The organism is Burkholderia sp. Ac-20349 (assembly GCF_017104865.1).
GTDB classification, from domain to species: Bacteria; Pseudomonadota; Gammaproteobacteria; order Burkholderiales; family Burkholderiaceae; genus Burkholderia; species Burkholderia aenigmatica.
The window spans coordinates 1-21,711 of the sequence record NZ_JAAGPM010000135.1 but is presented as its reverse complement, the minus strand read 5'-3'; the positions used below and the strand labels follow the sequence as shown (position 1 = coordinate 21,711).

Annotated in this window: 19 protein-coding genes; 6 read left to right on the top strand and 13 right to left on the bottom strand. The window is 68.4% G+C overall.

The features are described 5' to 3' along the window. Positions 1–719, bottom strand: a 719-nt coding sequence (locus G3N61_RS31085) for a LysR substrate-binding domain-containing protein (RefSeq protein ID WP_205824320.1), incomplete at its 3' end; no start/stop codon positions are given. Positions 720–832: 113 nt separating this feature from the next. On the opposite strand from G3N61_RS31085, the gene G3N61_RS31080 reads away from it, so the two are divergent. Beyond that, entirely contained in the window at positions 833–2,353 is a 1,521-nt protein-coding gene (locus G3N61_RS31080) for a CoA-acylating methylmalonate-semialdehyde dehydrogenase (protein ID WP_043182501.1), read from the top strand. Positions 2,354–2,412: 59 nt separating this feature from the next. On the opposite strand, the gene G3N61_RS31075 is transcribed toward G3N61_RS31080, so the two are convergent. From G3N61_RS31075 to G3N61_RS31040, 8 genes are all read right to left on the bottom strand, one after another. Further along, positions 2,413–3,297 (bottom strand): MurR/RpiR family transcriptional regulator, encoded by an 885-nt coding sequence (locus tag G3N61_RS31075; protein WP_043182499.1) that lies wholly within the window; start codon positions 3,295–3,297, stop codon positions 2,413–2,415. Positions 3,298–3,594: 297 nt separating this feature from the next. After that, positions 3,595–4,767: a Gfo/Idh/MocA family oxidoreductase gene (locus tag G3N61_RS31070; protein ID WP_043182498.1), complete on the bottom strand. Its 1,173-nt coding sequence runs from the start codon at positions 4,765–4,767 to the stop codon at positions 3,595–3,597. Positions 4,768–4,799: 32 nt separating this feature from the next. Next, on the bottom strand, positions 4,800–5,726 hold the full coding sequence (locus tag G3N61_RS31065) for a TIM barrel protein (RefSeq protein WP_205824319.1): 927 nt from the start codon (positions 5,724–5,726) through the stop codon (positions 4,800–4,802). 32 nt (positions 5,727–5,758) lie between these two features. Beyond that, complete coding sequence (locus G3N61_RS31060; RefSeq protein WP_089450337.1) at positions 5,759–6,772, bottom strand: Gfo/Idh/MocA family oxidoreductase; 1,014 nt, start codon at positions 6,770–6,772, stop codon at positions 5,759–5,761. A 59-nt stretch (positions 6,773–6,831) separates the two neighbouring features. Next, positions 6,832–7,743 carry a sugar phosphate isomerase/epimerase gene (locus tag G3N61_RS31055; protein ID WP_205824318.1) on the bottom strand — a complete coding sequence of 304 codons (912 nt, stop codon included), beginning with the start codon at positions 7,741–7,743 and terminating at the stop codon, positions 6,832–6,834. 76 nt (positions 7,744–7,819) lie between these two features. Next, a complete protein-coding gene (locus tag G3N61_RS31050) occupies positions 7,820–8,845 on the bottom strand; it encodes an ABC transporter permease (protein WP_043182493.1) in 1,026 nt (341 codons plus the stop codon). Between the two features lie 26 nt (positions 8,846–8,871). After that, positions 8,872–10,455, bottom strand: a complete 1,584-nt coding sequence (locus tag G3N61_RS31045; RefSeq protein WP_089450335.1) for a sugar ABC transporter ATP-binding protein — start codon at positions 10,453–10,455, stop codon at positions 8,872–8,874. 68 nt (positions 10,456–10,523) lie between these two features. After that, the gene (locus G3N61_RS31040) at positions 10,524–11,450 is read right to left on the bottom strand and encodes a sugar ABC transporter substrate-binding protein (RefSeq protein WP_043182491.1); all 927 of its coding nucleotides are present in this window, start codon (positions 11,448–11,450) and stop codon (positions 10,524–10,526) included. A 307-nt stretch (positions 11,451–11,757) separates the two neighbouring features. Here G3N61_RS31040 and iolC point away from each other — a divergent pair, with 307 nt between their 5' ends. From iolC to G3N61_RS31015, 5 genes are all read left to right on the top strand, one after another. Further along, positions 11,758–13,716 carry a 5-dehydro-2-deoxygluconokinase gene (gene iolC / locus G3N61_RS31035; RefSeq protein WP_205824317.1) on the top strand — a complete coding sequence of 653 codons (1,959 nt, stop codon included), beginning with the start codon at positions 11,758–11,760 and terminating at the stop codon, positions 13,714–13,716. Positions 13,717–13,756: 40 nt separating this feature from the next. Next, on the top strand, positions 13,757–15,640 hold the full coding sequence (gene iolD, locus G3N61_RS31030; protein WP_205824322.1) for a 3D-(3,5/4)-trihydroxycyclohexane-1,2-dione acylhydrolase (decyclizing): 1,884 nt from the start codon (positions 13,757–13,759) through the stop codon (positions 15,638–15,640). A gap of 61 nt (positions 15,641–15,701) precedes the next feature. Beyond that, complete coding sequence (gene iolE / locus G3N61_RS31025) at positions 15,702–16,631, top strand: myo-inosose-2 dehydratase (protein ID WP_089450333.1); 930 nt, start codon at positions 15,702–15,704, stop codon at positions 16,629–16,631. A gap of 44 nt (positions 16,632–16,675) precedes the next feature. Further along, a complete protein-coding gene (gene iolB, locus G3N61_RS31020; RefSeq protein WP_175021946.1) occupies positions 16,676–17,491 on the top strand; it encodes a 5-deoxy-glucuronate isomerase in 816 nt (271 codons plus the stop codon). An 82-nt stretch (positions 17,492–17,573) separates the two neighbouring features. Beyond that, positions 17,574–18,068 (top strand): heme-degrading domain-containing protein, encoded by a 495-nt coding sequence (locus G3N61_RS31015; RefSeq protein WP_205824316.1) that lies wholly within the window; start codon positions 17,574–17,576, stop codon positions 18,066–18,068. Between the two features lie 52 nt (positions 18,069–18,120). On the opposite strand, the gene G3N61_RS31010 is transcribed toward G3N61_RS31015, so the two are convergent. The 4 genes from G3N61_RS31010 to G3N61_RS30995 form a co-directional block, all read right to left on the bottom strand. After that, on the bottom strand, positions 18,121–18,867 hold the full coding sequence (locus G3N61_RS31010) for a glucose 1-dehydrogenase (RefSeq protein WP_043182481.1): 747 nt from the start codon (positions 18,865–18,867) through the stop codon (positions 18,121–18,123). A 175-nt stretch (positions 18,868–19,042) separates the two neighbouring features. Further along, on the bottom strand, positions 19,043–19,747 hold the full coding sequence (locus G3N61_RS31005; RefSeq protein ID WP_205824315.1) for an ATP-binding cassette domain-containing protein: 705 nt from the start codon (positions 19,745–19,747) through the stop codon (positions 19,043–19,045). Further along, positions 19,744–20,496: an ABC transporter ATP-binding protein gene (locus G3N61_RS31000; protein ID WP_043182479.1), complete on the bottom strand. Its 753-nt coding sequence runs from the start codon at positions 20,494–20,496 to the stop codon at positions 19,744–19,746. The genes G3N61_RS31005 and G3N61_RS31000 overlap by 4 nt, the downstream gene beginning before the upstream one ends. Then, positions 20,493–21,683 carry a branched-chain amino acid ABC transporter permease gene (locus tag G3N61_RS30995; protein ID WP_205824321.1) on the bottom strand — a complete coding sequence of 397 codons (1,191 nt, stop codon included), beginning with the start codon at positions 21,681–21,683 and terminating at the stop codon, positions 20,493–20,495. Before G3N61_RS30995 ends, G3N61_RS31000 begins: the two co-directional genes overlap by 4 nt. Positions 21,684–21,711 lie beyond the last annotated feature (28 nt).

The following is a 21,711-nucleotide window of genomic DNA, read 5'->3' as shown; positions in this document are numbered from 1 at the left end:
GGCGCAGCCTCGGTTAGCAGCAGCGCTTCGGCGTCCGGCGCTTGTTCGTACACGGCCACGCCCATGTCGCTGAACGTGCTGACGATGGTGTCCATCGCCGCCGTTTGGGCAAAGTTGTCGGGCAGGTAGCTCAGGCAGCTGTGGTCGACGAGCTCGCTCGGGTGCCGCGGCGCGCCGCGCGCGTCGAGGTAGTCGCGGCTCGCGACGAGCAGCGAGCGCGTGTCGCACAGCTTCCACGCGACGTGGGTCTGCGGCGCGGTGGTCGTATGGCGGATCGCGAGGTCGAAGCCCTCCTGCGTCAGCGAATGCAGCCGGTCCGACAGGTCGAGCTCGATCTGCACGCCCGGATGCTGCCGCAGGAAATCGGGCAGATGCGGCACGACCTGCTGGCGCCCGAGCGCGACCGGCACCGTCACGCGCAGCAGGCCGCGCGGCTCGCCGGCCAGATCCTTCACGCGCGCGAAGTGCTGCCCGATCGACTCGAACGCGTCGCGCGTGCTGTCGACGAGCGTCTGGCCCGCGTCGGTGAGCCGCACGCTGCGCGTCGTGCGCCGCACGAGCGGCACGCCGGCCGCCTTTTCGAGATCGGCGATGCGCTGGCTCATCGCGGCCTTGCTGATGCCGAGCCGCTGCGCGGCGGCCGTGAAACTGCCGGCCGCGGCCAGCACCGTCAGCGAATGGATATGCGGCCAGAGCGCCTGGACATTTTGCTGATTCATCCGGTGATTATTCAGAATTCTGAACAGTGAATCAAGCTGCGCGGCCTTCTCCCGCCCTGATCGTTTGCCTAGACTGGGTGCTGTCCACTCCCACCCGATCCCCAGGAGACACAATGAATCCGGTTCCCGCGTACACCTCCGACGCCGATGTCGGCCACTATGTCGACGGCGCGCCCGTCGCCGGCCGCAGCGGCCGCTTCCAGGACGTTCTCAATCCCGCGCTCGGCCGCGCGGTGCGCCGCGTGGCGCTCGCCGACGACAGCGAAGTGCAACGGGCCGTCGCGTCGGCCCACGCCGCGTTCCCGGCCTGGGCCGCGACGCCGCCGATCCGCCGCGCGCGCGTCATGCACCGCTTCCTGCAACTGATGAACGAGCACCGCGACGCCCTCGCGGCGATCATCACGGCCGAGCACGGCAAGGTGTTCTCCGACGCGCAGGGCGAAGTCGCCCGCGGCATCGACATCATCGAATTCGCCTGCGGCGTGCCGCAGCTCCTGAAGGGCGACTTCACCGACCAGGTCAGCACCGGCATCGACAACTGGACGATGCGCCAGCCGCTCGGCGTCGTCGCGGGCATCACGCCGTTCAACTTCCCGTGCATGGTGCCGTGCTGGATGTTCCCGGTCGCGATCGCGACGGGCAACACGTTCGTGCTGAAGCCGAGCGAGCGCGACCCGTCGGCGGCCTTGTTCATCGCCGACCTGCTCACGCAGGCCGGGCTGCCGGCCGGCGTGTTCAACGTCGTGCAGGGCGACAAGGGCGCGGTCGACGCACTGCTCGACCACCCGGACGTGCAAGCCGTCAGCTTCGTCGGCTCGACGCCGATCGCGGCCTATGTGCAGCAGCGCGCCGTGCAGTCCGGCAAGCGCGTGCAGGCACTCGGCGGTGCGAAGAATCACCTCGTCGTGATGCCCGACGCGAACCTCGAGCAGGCCGTCGATGCACTGATCGGCGCCGCGTACGGCTCGGCCGGCGAACGCTGCATGGCGATCAGCGTCGCGGTGCTGGTCGGCGACATTGCGGACAAGATCGTGCCGCTGGTGGCCGAGCGCGCGCGCAAGCTGGTGATCGGCGACGGCATGTCGCCGGAAGTCGAGATGGGCCCGATCGTCACCGGCGATGCACTGAAGCGCATCGAAGGCTATATCGAGCAAGGCGTGAACGAAGGCGCGCAACTGGTGGTCGACGGCCGCGGGCTGCGCGTGCCGGGCCGCGAGGCAGGCTTCTTCACCGGCGGCACGCTGTTCGACCACGTGACGCCCGACATGCGCATCTACAAGGAAGAAATCTTCGGGCCCGTGCTCGGTTGCGTGCGCGTGAAGGATTTCGGCGAGGCGGTCGACCTGATCAACGCGCATGAATTCGGCAACGGCGTGTCGTGCTTCACGAGCGACGGCGGCATCGCGCGCGAGTTCTCGCGGCGCATCCAGGTCGGCATGGTCGGCATCAACGTGCCGATTCCGGTGCCGATGGCGTGGCATGGCTTCGGCGGCTGGAAGAAGAGCCTGTTCGGCGACATGCACGCATACGGCGAGGAAGGCGTGCGCTTCTATACGCGCCAGAAGTCGGTGATGCAGCGCTGGTCGTCGAGCATCGGCAAGGGCGCCGAATTCGCGATGCCGACCGCGAAGTAAGCGCCTGACGGCACGCCGCCCGCCGATCGGTCGCGCGGGCGGTACGCCGGCAGGATGCGTCAGCCGGCCTGCGTGCCGTGCGCGCCGTCGGCGGTCGGCAGGTACGACAGTTCGAGCCGGTACGCGAGCGCGACGAACAGGCTCTGTGCGAGCCCCATCGTGGCCGTCAGTGCGCGGAAGCCGAACGTCGCGCTGTCCTGCACCATCAGCGTCACCTCGGCCTCCCGCGCCAGCGGGCTCATCCGGCTGTCGGTGATCGCGATCAGCCGCGCGCCGCGCTGCACGGCCTGTTGCGCGACCTGCACGGTTTCCTCCGCGTACGGCATGAACGAGATGACGATCATCACGTCGCCCTCGCGCACCGAGCGGATCTGGCCGAGATGCATGCTGCCGAGCGCGCTGAACAGGCCGATGCGCTTGTCGGTGTGCTGCAGCGCGTAGTCGAGGTACACGGCGATCGGAAACGCGCGCCGCGAGCCCGCGATCCAGATCGCCTGCGTGTCGGCGAGCAGGTCGACGGCCTGCGCGAGCGCCTGCGAATCGAGCGTCTGCCGCAGCTGCTGCATCCCGGCAATACTGCCCTTGATGAACTCGTCGGCGATCTGCTCGGGCTGCAGGCTCGACGAGCCCGATTCGATCACGTCGCGCAGCCGCAGGTTGTACGCGCGCCCCGGCGCGATCTGTTGCGCGAGCCCCTCGCGGAACAGCTTCTGCATCTCGGAGAAACCGGAGAAGCCGAAATGCTTCGCGAAGCGCACGACGGCCGACGGCTGGACGCCGCACGCTTCCGCGAGCGACTGGATGCCTTCCAGGCCAAGCTGGTCCCGATGCGTTTCCACGTGGCGCGCAATCACCTTCAGGCGATTGCTGAGGCCGTCGTACTCCTGCGTCAGATGCTGCAGGAACTGCTCGACGGTGGCGGGAGGTTTCTCGGATGAACTCATCGGATAGCGCGAAGTTGACGGCCCCGACGTGCGCGCGATACTGACGGGCGCGGCCCGGGACTCACCTGGATACATGCATGAAGGGCGAATTTAATCACGTTTGCGGCGCGGCCCGCGCCGCGTGCTCGCTCCCACGCGCTCGATCATCACTTGCCTACGCTCCACGGCAATGCTGGAAGCGATTGTCCAACGCTCTCGCGGCGTCGTAAAGATTAGGGTGTCTACCAAGGCCGGCCGTCGGTGCGAAGCCTTGCACGACGGGCGCGCAGCGCGCCGCAGCCGGCCCGTGCCGCCGGTTCAACGATAGTCGACCCACACGCCGCCCGCATCGGCCGAGCGCACGCAGTTCTCGACCCAGCGCACGCCTTCCACGCCCGCATGGACGTCCGGATAGCGGATGTTCTTCAACGCCGCGGCGTCGCCACGATCGGCCGCATCCATTGCGAGCGCGAAACGCGCATAGAGATTCGACCAGGCCTCGAACAACCCTTCCGGATGCCCGGCGCCGATGCGATCCTCGCGCAATGCGTGCGGATGCAGATAGCCCATCCCGCGATCGAGCACCTGCGCGGGCTGCCCCTGCACTTCGTAGCGCAACTGGTTCGGATGCTCGTCCCACCACTCGACGCTCGCCTTCGAGCCGATCACGCGCACCTTCTGGCCGTGCATCGAGCCCGCGTTCACCGCGCTCGACCACACGTAGCCGACCGCGCCCGTGTCGTATTCCATGATCGTGAACGCGTTGTCTTCCAGCGGCGCGCGGCTCTTCACGAAGCTCTGCCGCGAACACATCAGCCGCCGGATCTTCAGCTCGGGCGCCATCACTTCGGAGATGTACAGCGGATGCGTGCCGATGTCGCCGAGCACGTAGCTCGGGCCCGCGAACTTCGGGTCGACGCGCCAGCGCGCAGCCGCGCTCGCGGCCTCGACGCCCTCGCTGTGGAACCCGTGCGCGAACTGCATCTGCACGATGCGGATCTCGCCGAGATCGCCGCGCGCGATCATCTCGCGTGCCTGTTCGATCATCTGGTGTCCGGAGTAGCCGTACGCGACGCCGACGATCCGGTTCTTCTCGACCGACAGCCGCTGCAGCGTTTCGGCCTCCTCGGTCGTGAAGCACAGCGGCTTCTCGCAGACCACGTGCAGCCCCGCGTTCAGCGCGGCACGGCAGATCTCGAAGTGCGTGTTGTTCGGCGTCGCGATCGACACCGCGCGAATGCCGTCCGGGCGGCGCGCCTCGGCGTCGAACATCGTCGCGTAGTCGGGATAGCAGCGCTCCGCCGCGACGCCGAGCTTCACGCCGAACTGGCGGCCGCGTTCGGGATCGATGTCGAACGCGCCGGCGACCAGCTGGAAGCTGCCGTCGCGCAACGCGGCCGACCGGTGGCTGTAGCCGATCTGGCTGCCGAGCCCGCCGCCGACCATGCCCCAGCGAATCGAATGTCCAAGCAGAATCTGTCCGTCGATCATGATTGTGTCGTTCCTTGTCCGTATTCAGATCATCAAGCGAAACCGGCCGACGCGAGAAACGCGCGGCTCGCGGCCACGTCGCGCAGGCTCGTGCCGGCATTGCGCGGGTCGCGCTCCTGTTCGATCGTGATGTAGCCGGCGTAGCCGATCTCGTCGAGCGCCTGCTTGATCGACCGGTAGTCGAGCACGCCCTTGCCGATCGGGCACATCACGCCGCGCGCGCAAGCCGCGAAGAACGCGATGTGCTCGCCCATCACCGCGTCGTACACGGCCGCGTCGATGTCCTTGAAATGCACGTAGTCGAGGCGCGCCGCGTGGCGGCGCAGCCAGGTTTCCGGATCCATGCCCGAGTAGTACAGGTGGCCCGTGTCGAGACAGAGGCCGGCCGTGTCGGCCGGAATGTCGGCGACGATCCGGTCGATCTCGTCCGCGAACTCGATATAGCCGCCCGCATGCGGATGGATCACCGTGCGCACGCCGAATTCGTCGCGCGCGATCGTCGCGATCTGCCGGATGTGCTCGACCATCGTCGACCAGCTTGCGTCCGACAGCCGCGGCGCGCGATCGGCGTGGCCGGCCGCGTAATCGCGTTCCTCGTGGCCCCAGTCCATCACGACCAGGTACGGCGCCGCGTAGCGCTGGCCGTCCTGCGTCGGCAGCTTCGGCAGCCGCGTGATCAGTGCGCAGATGTCGCGCGCCTGGCGCAACAGGTTCGGCAGGTTCTCCGGCGATACGAGATCGTCGAAGATCGTGCCGGCGGTGATGCTCAGGCGCTGCCGCTCGAGCTCCGCGCTCACCACGTCGAGTTCCAGCGGGATGTAGCCGTATGGCCCAAGCTCGATACCCGAGTAGCCGGCCTCGGCCGCCTCGGCGAGCACCTGCCGCCACGGCGGCAGGTGCGGGTTCTTCACGTCGTCGACACCCCAGCAGCACGGTGCGCAACCCATCTTCATCGTCATGTCGGTCAGTCCGGCAGGTAGGCGGCTGCGGCTCAGCCGCGATAGAACGCAGGGCGTTCGGCCATCGCGATCGGCTCGACCGCCCCGCTCTTTTGCGCACGCACGCAGGCGTCGGCCGCGACCGCCGCCGCGTAGCCGTCCCAGGCGGACGGCCCGGTCAGCACGCCCTGTCGCACGCCGTCGATGAACGCCTGCAGCTCGACGTCGTACGACGCGATGAAGCGCTCCTTCCAGTCGGTCATGATCTCGACCGACTGCCGCGCCGCATGCTTGAGCCCCACGGCCGGCGGATCGGGCAGCTTCGCGATGCCCTGCTCGCCCACCACCTCGCACTGGATGTCGTAGCCGTACTGGCAGTTCACGAAGATCTCGACGTCGATGCGCACACCGCGCGCGGTTTCCAGCAGCACGATCTGCGGATCGGCGAGATGCGAGGACGCATGGCGCGTCTTCTTCGGATAGACGACCTGCGTACTCACGTAGTCCTCGCCGAGCAGCCAGCGCAGCACGTCGAGTTCGTGGATCAGCGTATCGGTGATCGCCATGTCGGTCGTGTAGCGCTCGCCGACCGACTGGTTGCGGTGCGCGCAATGCAGCATCAGCGGCGCGCCGATCTCGCCGCTGTCGATCACGCGCTTCAGCGCGCGATAGCCTTCGTCGTACGGACGCATGAAGCCGACCTGCACGAGCCGCTTGCCGTGCGCCGCTTCGGCTTCGACGATCCGCATGCAGCCTTCGGCCGTGACGGCGAGCGGCTTCTCGCAGAACACCGGCTTGCCGTGCGCGATCGCGTCGAGCACGAACGCTTCGTGCGTCGGCCCCCACGACGTGACGAGCACGGCCTGCACGTCGGCGGCCGCGACCACCTCGTGGCCGTCGCCGTAGATTTCGGCGTCGAGCGCGTACTTCGTCACCGCGTCGCGCGCCTGCTGCGGATCGATGTCGTTGACGGCCACGACGCGCGCGCCGGACAGCGTGCGGGTCAGTCTACGAATATGGTCCTGGCCGATCGCACCGCAGCCGATCACGCCGATTTGCAAGGTCATCTAAAAGTCTCCAGTCGTTCATTGGCGGTGCGGCACGCGCCGCACCGGTCAGCCATTCGTCAGCGCGCCGTGCGATCGAAATGACGATCGACGTAGCGCCGGATCGTGTCGCGCATGTAGCGCGACGATGCTTCCGCGCGGTCCTCCCACGCGAACACGCACGACGACATCACGCCGTCGAAGCCTGCCGCGCCGAGCGCGCGGAAGAACACGTCCCAGTCGATCTCGCCCTGCCCGATGTCGAGATGCTGGTGCACGCGGATCTGGTTCGAACCGGGCGGGTTCACGATGTAGCGCAGCTGGCTGCTCTTGCGGTGGTCGAAGGTGTCGGCCACGCGCACATGTGCGAGGATCGGCGCGGCCTGCGCGATCATCGCGGCCATGTCGTCGCCGTAGTAAAACGTGTGCGGCGCGATGTACGACAGCTTCAGCGACGGCGAGCCGAGGTTCGTGACGATGTCGATCGCGGGCTGCAGCTGCTCGATCCAGTCCTCGGGATGCGGCTCGACCGACAGCACGATGCGTTCGCGTTCGAGGATCGGCAGCAGCTCGTCCATCGAACGGAACCACGCGGCTTCGCACAGCTCCTTCGGGTTCGAGCCCGGCCGTTCGCCGACCGAGCGCTCCGGCGACGCGCCGCGCCCGAACTCCGACACCATCAGCGCGCACTCCATGTCGACCGCCACCTCGATCGCCTTCTTCCAGCAGCGCACGGCCCATTGCCGCTCGTCCTCGAACGGGCTCGCCCAGCGATACATCGGCTGCAGCGACGCAAGGCCGACGCCGCTCGCGCGCATCGCCTGCCGGAACGCGGCCATCCGTTCGCGCGTGGCGCGCGGCATCACCCACCAGTCGAGGAAATCGCTGCGCGGCGACAGCTCGATCTGGTCGTAGCCGAGCTCGGCCACCGCGTGCGGCAGGCGGTCGAGCGGCAGGTGGCGAATCATGTAGGGGTCCAGCGCGATCTTCATCGAATGTCCTCGACGGTGGCGGATGCCGGACCCAGGCGGCGGCACGTGCCGCCCGCGTCCGGCGATGCTTGACGGGTCAGCGGCGCTTCTTCTTGTTGCGGTACTGGTCGGCGATCACGGCCGCGACGATGATCGCGCCCTTGACCATCTCCTGGTAATACGCGTCGATGCGGATGAACGTGAAGCCCGACGTCATCACGCCGAGGATCAGCACGCCGATCACGGTGCCCGTCACGCGGCCGAGGCCGCCCGACAGCGACGTGCCGCCGATCACGACCGCCGCGATCGCGTCGAGCTCATACATCACGCCCATGCCCGACTGGCCCGAGATCGCGCGCGCGGCCGTCACGGTGCCGGCGATCCCGCTCAGCAGGCCCGCGATCGCGTAGACGAAGATCAGGTGGCGCGTGACGTTGATACCCGACACGACGGCCGCGTGACGGTTCGCGCCGATCGCATAGGTGTACTTGCCGAAGCGCGTGTAACGCAGCACAACGTGGAAGATCGCGGCGATCACGAGAAAGATGATCACCGGATTGGCGCCTGCGCCGATGGCCGCGAACTGGTCGGTCAGCATCGACACCGGCATTCCGTTGGTGAACCACTTCGCGAAGCCGCGCGCGGCCACCATCGTGCCGAGCGTCGCGATGAACGGCGGGATGCCCGTCATCGCGATCAGCGAGCCGTTCAGCAGACCGACCAGCAGCCCGACACACACGCCGGCCAGCACCGGCCAGATGATCGGCAAGTCGGTCAGGTGCGGAAACACCGCGCGCGGGAAGTCGGACACCTGCGCGAGACTGGCCGAGACGACCGCCGCGGCGGCCACGACCGAGCCCGACGACAGGTCGATCCCGCTGGTGATGATCACGAGGTTCACGCCGACCGCGATGATGCCGATCACGGCCATCTGCAGCACGATGATCTCGAGCCGTTCGGCATTGAACAGGAAGCTCTGGCCGACGACGATCCAGCCGACGATCTCGAAGAACAGGCTGATGCCGACGAGCACGAGGAAGATGCTCAGTTCGGGCGGCCACTTCGTGTGCCGCGCCTTGAGGGTCATGGTCTGCGCATCCGCGACCGGGTTCAGGTTGCCCATTGCTTTGTCTCCAATCTTGTTTCGGCTCAACGCGACGCGAGATCCATGATGCGGACCTGGTCGGCGTCCTTGCGATCGACGATGCCGGTCATGCGCCCTTCGTGCATCACCATCACGCGATCGCTCATTCCCAGCACTTCCGGCATTTCCGACGAGATCATCAGCACCGCGACGCCCTTGCCGGCGAGCGCGCTGACGAGCCGGTGGATCTCGGCCTTCGCGCCGACGTCGATGCCGCGCGTCGGTTCGTCGAGGATCAGGATGCGCGGCTGCGTGAGCAGCCAGCGGCCGATCAGCACCTTCTGCTGGTTGCCGCCCGACAGGTTCTGGATTTCCTCGTGCAGCCCGGGCGACTTCACGCGCAGCATCCGGCTCATTTCCTCGCAGTCGCGCTTCAGTTGCGCCTGCTGCACGAAATTGAACTTCACGTAGCGGTTGCTGAGCACCGCCGCTTCCATGTTCGCGAGCAGGTCGAGATTCAGGAAGCAGCCGGTGTCCTTGCGGTCTTCGGTGAGGAAGGCCATCCCGTGCTTCATCGCCTGCGCGGGCGTCGTAATGCGCACCGGCTTGCCGTCGATCCGGATCTCGCCCGTCGTGGCCGGCACGACGCCGAACAACGCCTCCGCGACGTTCGAGCGCCCCGAGCCGACGAGGCCGGCCACGCCGAGGATCTCGCCCGCGCGCAGCTCGAAGCTCACGTCGCGGAACACGCCGTCGACGCCGAGGTTCCGCACCGACAGCACGACCTCGCCGATCGGCACCTCCTCCTTCGGGAACATCTGCGTGATCTCGCGCCCGACCATCATGCGGATGATGTCGTCGCGCGTGACGTCGCTCGACGCATGCGTGCCGATGTACTTGCCGTCGCGGAACACCGAGAACTCGTCGGCGATCTCGAACAGCTCGTTCATCTTGTGCGTGATGTAGACGATGCCCTTGCCCTGCTCGCGCAGTTGGCGAATGATCCGGAACAAGTGCGTGACTTCCTTGTCGGTCAGCGCGGAGGTCGGCTCGTCCATGATCAGCACGTCCGAGTCGAACGACACGGCCTTCGCGATCTCGACCATCTGGCGGCTCGCGACCGTCAGCGTGCGCACGTCGGTTTCCGGATCGATGTCGATCGACAGCCGTTGGAACAACTCGGCCGTCTGGCGGCGCAGCGCCGCGTGATCGATCAGGCCGAAACGGTTCTTCGGTTCGCGGCGGATCCAGATGTTCTCCGCGACCGTCATGTACGGCATCAGGTTGAGTTCCTGGTGGATCATCGCGATGCCGCGGTCGAGCGCATCGAGCGGGCCGTTCAGCACGACGGGCTCGCCGTTGATCAGGATCTCGCCCTGGTCGGGCGTGTAGACGCCTGCGATGATCTTCATCAGCGTCGACTTGCCCGCGCCGTTCTCGCCCATCAACGCATGGACGGTGCCGCGACGCACGCGGAACTGCACGCCGTCGAGCGCGACGACGCCGGGAAAGGACTTGCCGACACCGCGCACCTCGAGCACGCAGTCGGCCGCGGGAGAAGCCGGCGGGGCCGACGAGCCGGTCGAGCCGGACGAAGCGGCCGGCGCATCGTCGCCGGCCATCGGGCGCGCGATCCTAGCTGTAAACATGGACGTTCCTCGACGAGTCGCGCGCGAACCCGGCCACGCCGGGCCCGCGCAGTTCAACGGATCACCGCTCAGTGCTTCGCGTACTGGGCCATGTTCTCGGGCGTCACGAGCTCGAACGGCACGTTCACGTAGCGATCGACGGGCTGCTTCTTCGCGAGCTTGAGCGCGGCCGCGACGGCCTGCTGCCCCTGCCCGGCCGCGTTCTGGTAGACCGACACCTTCAGCTCGCCGCTCTTCATCGACGCAAGGCCGTCCGGCGTCGCGTCAATACCCGCGACGATCGTCTTCGGCGTCCACTTGCGCGCAGCCTTCAGCGCATTGATCGCGCCGATCGCCATCTCGTCGTTGTTGGAAATGATCGCGTCGTACTTCATGCCGGAGCTCAGCCAGTTCATCGTGATGTCCTGACCCTGCGTGCGGCTCCACTTGCCTTCGCGCTTGTCGACGATCTTCATGCCCGCGCAATCCTTCGTCGCGATCACGTCCTCGATGTCCTTGGTGCGGGCGCGTGCCGATTCGTTGGACAGCTCGCCCATCAGCACGAGGAGGTCGCCCTTGCCGCCGAGCAGCTTGCACACCTGGCGCGCCTGCAGCGTGCCCGACTGCTTCTCGTCGGACGCAACCACCGCGACGCCGGCCGGCAGCTTGTCGAAATCGACCGGCTTGCGGTTCACGTACACGAGCGGGATCTTCGCGGCCGTCACCATCTTGGTGATCTTCGGCGTCGCGTCGGTATCGACCGCGTTCACGATGATCGCGTCGACCTTCTGCGCAATCATGTTCTGGACCTGGCTCAACTGCTTGCCGACGTCGTTGCCGCCGTCCTCGATCTGTACCGTCGCGCCGTCCTTCTTCGCCGAATCGGCGATGCCGTTGCGCAGGATGGTCAGGAACGTGTCGTCGAACGACGCCATCGTCACGCCGATCTTCTCGGCATGCGCGAGCGGCGCAGCCAGGATCGCGGCGGCCGCGACGGCCATCAGCTTGGTCTTCATGATCAATCTGTCTCCTCATCTCCGGGGGGCGGAAGACGGCGCGTTGCGCGCCGCCGGGCCGAGTCCGATACGGACTGAAGCATCCGGATGAAACTGTAGATCACTTCCTCGAAAATTTGGAAATTTATTTCTACGTGATTTCACCTAGGGAACTGGATTTCCAAAAAGTCTAGACTCCGTTCCGTAGCCCGATTCCTTGTGGCAGGCAGTCCCGCGTCGTGCAGCACACGGTGCGGATCACCGCCAGAGGATCGGTCCCCTAATCCGCCGGCATCGCCGAACGCCGGCCGCGAGCGTGACACGTGATATGAGCCTGCTGAACTTTCCGAGTGACCGCCCCATCGATCTCGCCTGCCTCGGCCGCGTGGCCGTGGATCTCTATGCGCAGCAGTACGGCAGCCGCCTGGAAGACGCGCGCAGTTTCCAGATGTATCTCGGCGGCTCGTCCGGCAACGTCGCGTTCGGCGTGGCCCGGCTCGGGCTGAAGACCGCGATGATCTCGCGCGTCGGCGACGAGCAGATGGGCCGCTTCCTGCGCGAGACGCTCGAGCGCGAAGGCTGCGATACCAGCCAGCTGCAGACCGACCGCGAGCGCCTCACCGCGCTGGTGCTGCTCGGGCTGAAGGATCGCGACACGTTCCCGCTGCTGTTCATGCGCGAGAACTGCGCGGACATGGCCGTGCGCGCCGACGAGATCCGCGAGGACTTCATCGCCGGCTGCCGCGCGCTCGCGATCACGGGCACGCACCTGTCGACGCCGGGTACGCGCGAGGCGTCGCTGACCGCGCTCGGTTATGCGCGTCGCCATGGTGTCGTGCGAATTCTCGACATCGACTACCGGCCCGTGCTGTGGGGGCTGACCTCACGTGGCGCGGGCGAGAATCGCTACGTGCCGGACGCACAGGTAACGCGTCAGCTGCAGCAGGTGCTCGGCGAATTCGACCTGCTGGTCGGCACCGAGGAGGAATTCCTGATCGCGGGCGGCGTGCCGCACGACGTGATCGGCTCGTTGCAGGCGGTGCGCAAGATCACGAACGCGACGCTGGTCGTCAAGCGCGGCGCGCTCGGCTGCTGCGTGATCGAAGGTGACATTCCGGCCCGCCTCGACGATGCACCGACCTTCCTCGGCGAACGCGTCGAGGTGCTCAACGTGCTCGGCGCGGGCGACGCGTTCCTGTCGGGCCTGCTGTCGGGGTTGCTGCGCGGCCGCGACTGGGCCGAGTCGACGCGCATCGCGAACGCGTGCGGCGCGATCGTCGTATCGCGCCATGCGTGCTCGGCCGCGATGCCGACGCCGGCCGAGCTCGCGCACTGGTTCGACGGCAGCCGCAATCCGGTGGTCGACGCCGACCAGACGCTCGCGCACCTGCATCGCGTGACGGTGCCGCGCCGCGAATGGGACGACCTGTGCGTGATGGCGTTCGACCATCGCAGCCAGTTCTACGAACTCGCGGTGCAGGCCGGCGCGGACGAAGCGCGGATCAAGACGCTGAAGCGCCTGCTCGTGCGCGCGGTCGAACAGGTCGAGCGTGATCGTCATATCGAAGGCCATGTCGGCGTGCTGATCGACGGCGGCGGCTACGGCAGCGACGCGCTTGCGTCGGCCACCGGGCGCGGCTGGTGGGTCGGCCGCCCGGTCGAGCTGCCGGGCTCGCGGCCGCTGCGTTTCGACGAAACGCGCTCGGTCGGCTCGTCGCTCACGCACTGGCCGACCGAGCAGGTCGTGAAGTGCCTCGTTCACTATCACCCCGACGACCAGGTCGACCTGCGCGTCGAACAGGAGCAGCGCGTGCTGGAACTGTGGGAAGCGACGCGCGCCAGCGGCAACGAGTTGCTGCTGGAAATGATTCCGCCGCGCGCGGTCACGCCGGCCGGCACCGAGGACGATGCGGTGCTGCGCACGATCGCGCGCTTCTACAACCTCGGCGTGATGCCCGAATGGTGGAAGCTCACGCCGCTGAGCGCCGACGGCTGGGCGCGGCTCGAAGCGCTGATCGCCGAGCGCGATCCGCACTGCCGCGGCGCGGTGATCCTCGGGCTGAACCAGCCGCTGGACTATCTCGTCGACAGCTTCCGCTCGGCGACCAACCCGATCGTCAAGGGCTTCATGGTCGGGCGCACGCTGTGGGCCGATGCGTCGCTGAACTGGTTCGCCGGCCGGATCGACGACCAAGCACTGATCGACGAAGTCGCCGGCAATTTCGCGCAGCTCGTGGATGCGTGGCTCGGCCGCCGTGCCGCAGCCGCCCGCGCCGCCGCAGCCTGACGCGCCGCCTGCGATGACCCATTCCTCTTCACCGACCGACATGACCTCTACCGTGAGACTGACCGTCAGCCAGGCGCTCGTGCGCTACCTGGCTGCCCTGCGCGCCGAAGTTGTCCAGCCCGACGGCCGCACCGAGATCCTGCCGTACTGCGGCGGCGTGTTCGCGATCTTCGGCCACGGCAACGTGGCCGGGCTCGGCGAGGCGCTGCACGCTGAAAAAGACCGCCTGCCGACCTTCCGCGCCCACAACGAGCAAGGGATGGCCAATGCGGCCGTCGCGTTCGCGAAAGCGAATTTCCGCCAGCGGATGATGGCCGTGACGTCGAGCATCGGCCCCGGCGCGACCAACATGCTGACGTCGGCCGCGCTCGCGCACGTCGGCCGGCTGCCGCTGTTGCTGCTGCCCGGCGACGTGTTCGTGTCGCGGCTGCCCGACCCGGTGCTGCAGCAGGTCGAGGATTTCGAACAAGGCGACGTCAGCGCGAACGACTGCTTCCGGCCGGTGACCCGCTACTTCGACCGGATCACGTCGCCCGACCAGCTGCTCGTCGCGCTGCCGCGCGCGATCCAGGTGATGACCGATCCCGCGCAATGCGGCCCCGTGTGCCTCGCGCTGCCGCAGGACGTGCAGACCTTCGCATACGACTGGCCCGAGGATTTCTTCGCGCCGCCGGTGATCCGGATGCGCCGGCCGCCGGCCGACGCGCTCGAGCTCGCCGATGCGCTCGACGTGCTGAAGGCCGCGAAGAAGCCGCTGATCGTCGCGGGCGGCGGCGTGCTGTACAGCCAGGCGTGGGACGCGCTGCGCGCGTTCGCCGACACGCATGGCGTGCCGGTCGCCGAATCGCAGGCCGGCAAGGGCAGCCTCGCGTGGGACCATCCGCTGAATCTCGGCTCGATCGGCGTGACGGGCTCGCCTGCCGCGAACCGCGCGGCCGCGCAGGCCGACGTGGTGTTCGCGGTCGGCACGCGGCTGCAGGACTTCACGACCGGCTCGCATGCGCTCTACGGCAACGCGACGCTATTGAGCCTGAACGTGCAGCCGTTCGACGCGGGCAAGAAACGCGGCCGGCAACTCGTGGCCGATGCGCGCACGGGCCTCGGCCAGCTGTCGGCCGCGCTGGCCGGCTGGCACGCCGATCCCGCGTGGACGGCAGGCAACCGCGACCAGGCCGCCGCGTGGAACGCGCGCGTGACCGAGCTGACGACGCGCGTGCCGACCGACACGCTGCCGTACGACGCCGAAGTGATCGGCGCGGTGCGCGACTCCGCGGCCGACGCGGGGCGCGACAGCGCGCGCGACGACCTCGTCGTGTGCGCGGCCGGCACGCTGCCGGCCGAACTGCACAAGCTGTGGCGCAGCGGCGTGGCGGGCAACTACCACATGGACTATGCGTACTCGTGCATGGGCTACGAGGTCGCGGGCGGCCTCGGCGCGAAGCTCGCGCGGCCCGAGCGCGAAGTGATCGTGATCGTCGGCGACGGCTCGTACATGATGCTCAACGCAGAACTCGCGACGTCGGTGATGCTTGGCCGCAAGATCATCGTCGTGATCCTCGACAACCGCGGCTACGGCTGCATCGAGCGGCTGCAACTGAATTGCGGCGGCGCGAGCTTCAACAACATGCTCGACGACTGCGTGCCGGAGGGCGGCGAGCGCTCGACGATCGATTTCGCGATGCATGCGCGCGCGATGGGCGCCGAAGCCGTGCACGTGCGCGACATCGGCGAGCTGCGCAGCGAAATGAAACGCGCCCGCGCGGCGAAGAAGAGCCAGGTGCTCGTGATCGACACCACGCACCGCCGCACGACCGACGACGGCGGCGCATGGTGGGAAGTCGCCGTGCCGCAAGTATCCGAACGCGCCGGCGTCGAGTCGGCACACCGCGCGTACCTCGATGCGAAGACCCGGCAGCGGCGCTGATGGCGCGCACTGCCCACGAACCCTCCCCGCGAACAACACATTCGAACCAAGGAAGCACGTCATGAGCTGGAACGTCCGCATCGGTATCAATCCCCTGTCGTGGATGAACGACGACCTGCCGTCGCTCGGCGGCGAGACGCCGCTCGAAACGGCGCTGAAGGAAGGCGCCGAAATCGGCTATGTGGGCTTCGAGCTCGGCAACAAGTTTCCGAAGACGGGCCCCGAGCTGAAAGCGAAGCTCGCCGAGTTCGGCCTCGTGTGCGTGTCGGGCTGGTATTCGGGCTTCCTCGCCGAGGTCGAGCCGGGCATGAGCGACGCCGATGCGGTCGCCGCCGAGATCGAGCGCTGCCGCGCGCACATGACGAAGCTGCAGTACAACGACGTGAAGGTGGTGGTCTACGGCGAATGCGCGGGCACGATCCAGGGCAACATCGACACGCCGGTCGCAAAGCGGCCGCGCTTCGTCGACGATGAAGCCTGGCGGCGCTACGCGGCACGCCTCGACGCATTCGGCGCGCACCTGCTCGACACGTACGGGATCAAGCTCGCCTACCATCACCACATGGGCGCGTACGTCGAGTCGCCCGACGACGTCGACCGGCTGATGGCGCTGACCGACCCGGCGAAGGTGTTCCTGCTGTTCGATACCGGCCACGCGTATTTCGGCGGCGCGGCCGACCCGGTGACGCTGCTGAAGAAGCATGTATCGCGGGTGGTCCACGTGCATTGCAAGGACGTGCGGCCGCAGGTCGTCACGCAGGCGCGCAACGACGGCTGGAGCTTCCTGAACGGCGTGATCAACGGCACCTTCACCGTGCCGGGCGACGGCGCGCTCGACTACGAGGCGACGCTGCACACGCTGAAGGAGGCCGGCTACGAAGGCTGGCTCGTCGTCGAGGCCGAGCAGGATCCGGCCGTCGCACCGAGCTATGCGTATGCGAAGAAAGGCTACGAATCGCTGCGCGCGATCGTCGACCGGTTGAGCGCGTGAGCACGTGAACGCATGAGCCCTACTCTATTGCGGAGCCCCACCCCATGACGATTTCTCCCCTGCTGGTCAAGGCTTCTGCCGACCGCGAGATCTGCAACGTCACGCCCGAGTCGGCCGGCTGGAAGCACGTCGGTTTCCGGGCGCTGCGCCTGAAGGCCGGCGACACCGAAACGCTCGACACCGGCACGCGCGAGCTGTGCGTCGTCGTGCTCACCGGCACGGTGCGCGCGGACGTCGACGGCAACACCTACGATGCGCTCGGCAAGCGCGACAGCGTCTTCGAGGACGTGTCGCCGGACGCGCTGTACGTGCCGGGCGGCAAGACGGTCACGCTGGTCGCGACGCGCGATGCGGAAATCGCGCTGTGCACCGCGCCGTACGCGAGCGGCGACAAACCCGTGCAACGCCTCGACGGCGAGCGGATGCGCCGCTCGGTACGCGGGCAAGGCACCAACACGCGCTACGTGTGCGACATCCTGATGGGCGACAACCCGGCCGCCGACCGGCTGCTCGTGGTCGAGGTCGTCACGCCGGCCAGCCATTCGAGCAGCTATCCGCCGCACAAGCACGATCGCGACGCGGCGCCCGACGAAACGTCGCTCGAGGAAACCTACTACCACCGGATCGATCCGCCGCAGGGTTTCGCATTCCAGCGCGTGTACACCGACGATCGCAGCCTCGACGAAGCGTGCGCGGTCGAGGACCACGACGTCGTGATGGTGCCGCGCGGCTACCACCCGGTGGTCGCGCCGCACGGCTACAACCTGTACTACCTGAACGTGATGGCCGGGCCGAGCCGCGCGTGGGCGTTCAAGAACGATCCCGCGCACGAATGGATGCTCGACGCACCGAAGCGCTGATGGAAAGGCGGGCCCGCGCGCGGCCCGTGACGATGCGACGCCCGGCACGCGCACCCAGAGCCGGCGACGCCACGGAGCCGCCATGGTGACGACCCTCTTTCGCCTCGAACCCCAAGCCTTCGACAACGACGCGTCGAACCCCGCGCTGCCGCGCTTCAATGCGGAGGTCGCCCGCCGGATGGGGGAGATCGCGGTCAACCTCGCGTCGCGCCGCGGGCTGCCGATCGCCGTGAGCATCGTCGGCGAGCAGGCGCCGCTGTTCTACTGCGCGCTCGACGGCAGCCATGCCGATGACAGCGACGCGATCCGCCGGCGGCAGAACACGGTGTTGCGCTTCGGCCTCAGTTCGCTCGCGGTCGGCGAGCGCTTTCGCCGCGCCGGCTGGTCGCTGCAGTCGCAGGGGCTGTCGGACGACGACTATGCGCTCGACGGCGGCGGCGTGCCGTTGCGGATCGCCGGTGCCGGCATCGTCGGCGCGATGACGATCGCGGGGCTCGATTCGGAACACAATCACGCGCTCGTCGTCGAGAGCCTGCAGTGGCACGTCGGCCGTTACGCGCTCGCGATGCACGCGTAACGACACGGGCGGCGCGGCCGGCGCGGGCGCGCCGATGCCCCGCCCTCCACGATCAGTTCAACCCGCCGCTCACGACGAGATGCTCGCCGGTCATCCAGCGTGCATCGTCCGATGCGAGGAACACGGCAACCGATGCGATGTCGTCCGGCTCGCCGAGGCGGCCGAGCGGCGTCTCGCTACGCACCTGCTTGTCGAGATCGGAACCGATGATGCCCGCGCTGTGCGTGCCCTCGGTCACGATCATCCCCGGGTTGATCGCGTTCACGCGAATCTTGCGCGGGCCGAGTTCGAGCGCCAGCACGCCGGTGATCGCGTCGACCGCGCCCTTGGTACCGCTATAGACGGCGCTGGCGGGCGGCGTGATGCTGGTCACCACCGAGCTGATGTTGATGATGCTCGCGCCTTCGCCGAGATGCTTGACGGCTGCCTGCGTCATCAGCAGCACGCCGAACACGTTCGTGTCGAACTGGCGGCGGTAATGCTCTTCCGTGATCGCCTCGATCGCGCCGAATTCGTACACGCCGGAATTGTTGACGAGCACGTCGAGACGGCCGTACGTGTCGATCGCCGTATCGACGATGCGCTGCGCGTCGGCTGCCTTCGATACGTCGCCGCCCACCGCGACCGCGCGCCCGCCGGCTTCGACGATCGCACCGACGACCGCGTCGGCACCCGCCTTGCTGCTCGCATAGTTGACGACGACCGACGCGCCTTCCGCGGCCAGTGCCTTCGCGATCGCCGCGCCGATGCCCTTCGATCCGCCGGTGACGATTGCGACCTTGTTTGCCAGCTTGCTCATGATTTCATTCCTCAGTCCAAGACTTTCGATGGATGGCGCCGGTTGCCGCGCGGGTACCTGGAGGCGTGGAAGCGGTGACCGGCATGACTGGGAATTTACTGTGCGGCCGGGTGGCGATAAAGCAGCTCGGCACGAATTGACTGGCAGAGTTTGCCGAACAATCGCGCGCGCACCGTCAGCCGGCGCTCAGCCATGCGTTCGCGACCTCGCCGCCCAGGCCATCGAGCGCGCCGTCGTAGACGATCCGTCCGCGCCCCATCACGGCGACGCGCCGCGCGAGCCGCGGCGCGAACTGCAGCCGCTGCTCGATCAGCACGATCGCGACACCATCGGCCTGCAGCGCGGCGAGGCACGCGCCGACTCCGTCGACCGCCAGCGGCGCGAGCCCTTCGGCCGGTTCGTGGACGAGCAGCACGCGCGGGCGGCCGCCCAGCGCCCGCACCAGCGCGAGCACCTGCTGCTCGCCGCCCGACAACCGCCCCGCTTTCACGTCCGCGCGCGCGGCCAGCAACGGAAAGCGTTCGAACAGCCGTTCGAGCGCCGCACGTTCGGCCGCACCGCTGGCGCCGCGCAGCCCGAGCCGCAGGTTGTCGCGTACCGTCAGCAGCGGAAACACGTCGCGGCTTTCGGCCACGTAAGCGACGCCGCGCCGCGCGATCTCGAACGTGCGTGCGCCCACGCATTCGGCGCCGGCGATGCGCACCGAACCAGCCGTGCGCACGAGCCCCATGACCGCCTTCGCAAGCGTCGAGCGCCCCGAGCCGTTGCGGCCGAGCAGCGCGAGCGTCTCGCCCGGCGCCAGCGCGAGATCGACGCCGTCGAGCACCGGTTGCAGCCCGTACCACGCGCGCAGGTCGCGAATCTCGAGCAACGCGCTCATGGATGGCCCTCGCCCAGATAGGCGGCACGCACGGCCGGATCGGCGCGGATCGCCTCCGGCGCGCCGGTCGCGACCACCGTGCCGCGCACGAGCACCGTGATGCGTTCGGCGAAGCCGAACACCGCATCCATGTCGTGCTCGATCAGCAGGACCGTGCGTCCCTGCGTCGTCGCACGAATCAGCGCAATCATCCGCGCCGCCTGCGCACGGCTCATGCCGGCCGTCGGCTCGTCGAGCAGCAGCGTGCGTGCGCCGCTCGCGAGCGCGATCCCGAGATCGAGCGCGCGCTGTTCCGCATAGCTCAGTTCGCCGGCCAGCGTGTCGCGGTGCGCATCGAGGCCGATGTCGTGCAGCACGCGCGCGGCCGCACGATCGACCGACGCCGATTCGCGCAGCCGGTTCCACCAGCGGCGCCGTTCGGCCGGCGCATGCAGCGCCGCGCAACGCAGGTTGTCGAACACGGTGAGCCGCGCGAACGCGCTCGTCTGCTGGAAACTGCGGCCGATGCCGAGCCGGCTCGCGACGACCGGCCCGCGCCCGCGCAGCTCGACGCCGTGCAGCACGACGCGTCCGCGCGTGGGCCGCGTCGCACCGGCGATCACGCCGAACAGCGTCGACTTGCCCGCACCGTTCGGCCCGATCAGCGCATGACGCTCGCCGGCCGCGATGCTCAGCTCGACGCCGTCGAGCACCGTCTGCGCGCCGAAGCGCTGCACGACGCCGTGGAGCGCGATCGCATTGCCGTTCATCGTCCGTCCTCCCGCTTGCCGGCCTGCCCGCCCGGCACGAGCCGCGCGCGCCAGCCCCACAGCAGCGTGCCGATACCGAACGCGGAGCATGCGACGGCCCAGCCGGCCGGCGTGTCGGCGTCGATACCCCAGGCGCCGAACGCGAAGCCCGCGCCGTCGTCCTGCGCGAAGCGCCACGCATAGCCGAGCTCGGCCGCGCAGACGATCGCGACGCTCCAGAACAGGCACGCGCCGACCGCGCACAGCATGCGCCACCGCTCGGCCGCCGGCGCGCCGCGCCGCCACGCATGCGCGAGCGCTTGCACGATCCCGGCGATCCCGCGCGGCGCGGCCACGACGATCGCGACGAACAGCACGCCGAGATACAGCGCCCACGCGCGCGATACGCCCGCCACGACGATGCTCAGCACGGTCAGCACGACGGCCCCGGCCGCCGGCCCGAAGAACGCGCCGGTGCCGCCGATCACCGCGGCGATCAGCACGGTCGCCGAACGTGCCATCGACACGCTGTCGGGCGTCGCGATTTCGACGTCGATCAGCGTCAGCGTGCCGGCGATGCCAGCGAAAAACGATGCGCAGGTGACCATCGCGAGCCGCACGCGGCGCGGATCGGTGCCGAGCGCGGCGACGCGCACGGGGTTGTCGCGCACCGCATTCGCGAGCCGCGCGAGCGGCGTGCGCGTCAGCGCGTGCATGGCCCATGCCGACACGACGCACCATGTCGCGATCACCGCATAAGCCTGGACTGGCGCGCCGAAATGCCAGCCGCCCCATGGCGTGCCGGTCGCACGGTCGATCGGCACGCCGCCGATCCCGCCGAACCAGGCGGGCACGCTCCACGCGGCGGCCGCAACGCATTCGCCGAGCCCGAGCGTGATCATCGCGAACGCGGTGCCCGAGCGGCGCGTCGCGAGCAGCCCGGCGGCGAAGCCGAACCCGGCACCGGCCACGCCGCCGACGAGCGGCAACAGCGGCAGCGGGCCGCCAAAGTGATTGAACCAGTGCGCGGCCGTGAACGCGCCAAGGCCCGCGAACGCGGCATGCCCGAACGACAGCAACCCGGTCGTGCCGAGCTGCAGGTTGTACGACAGGGCGAGCACGACGAGTGCGGCCGTCTGCGCGAGATAGCCGAGCACCGCGCCATGCGGCCACAGCCACGCGGGCAGCGCGACGCAGGCGGCAAACAGGGACCAGCGCGCGACGCCGGCGAGCGCA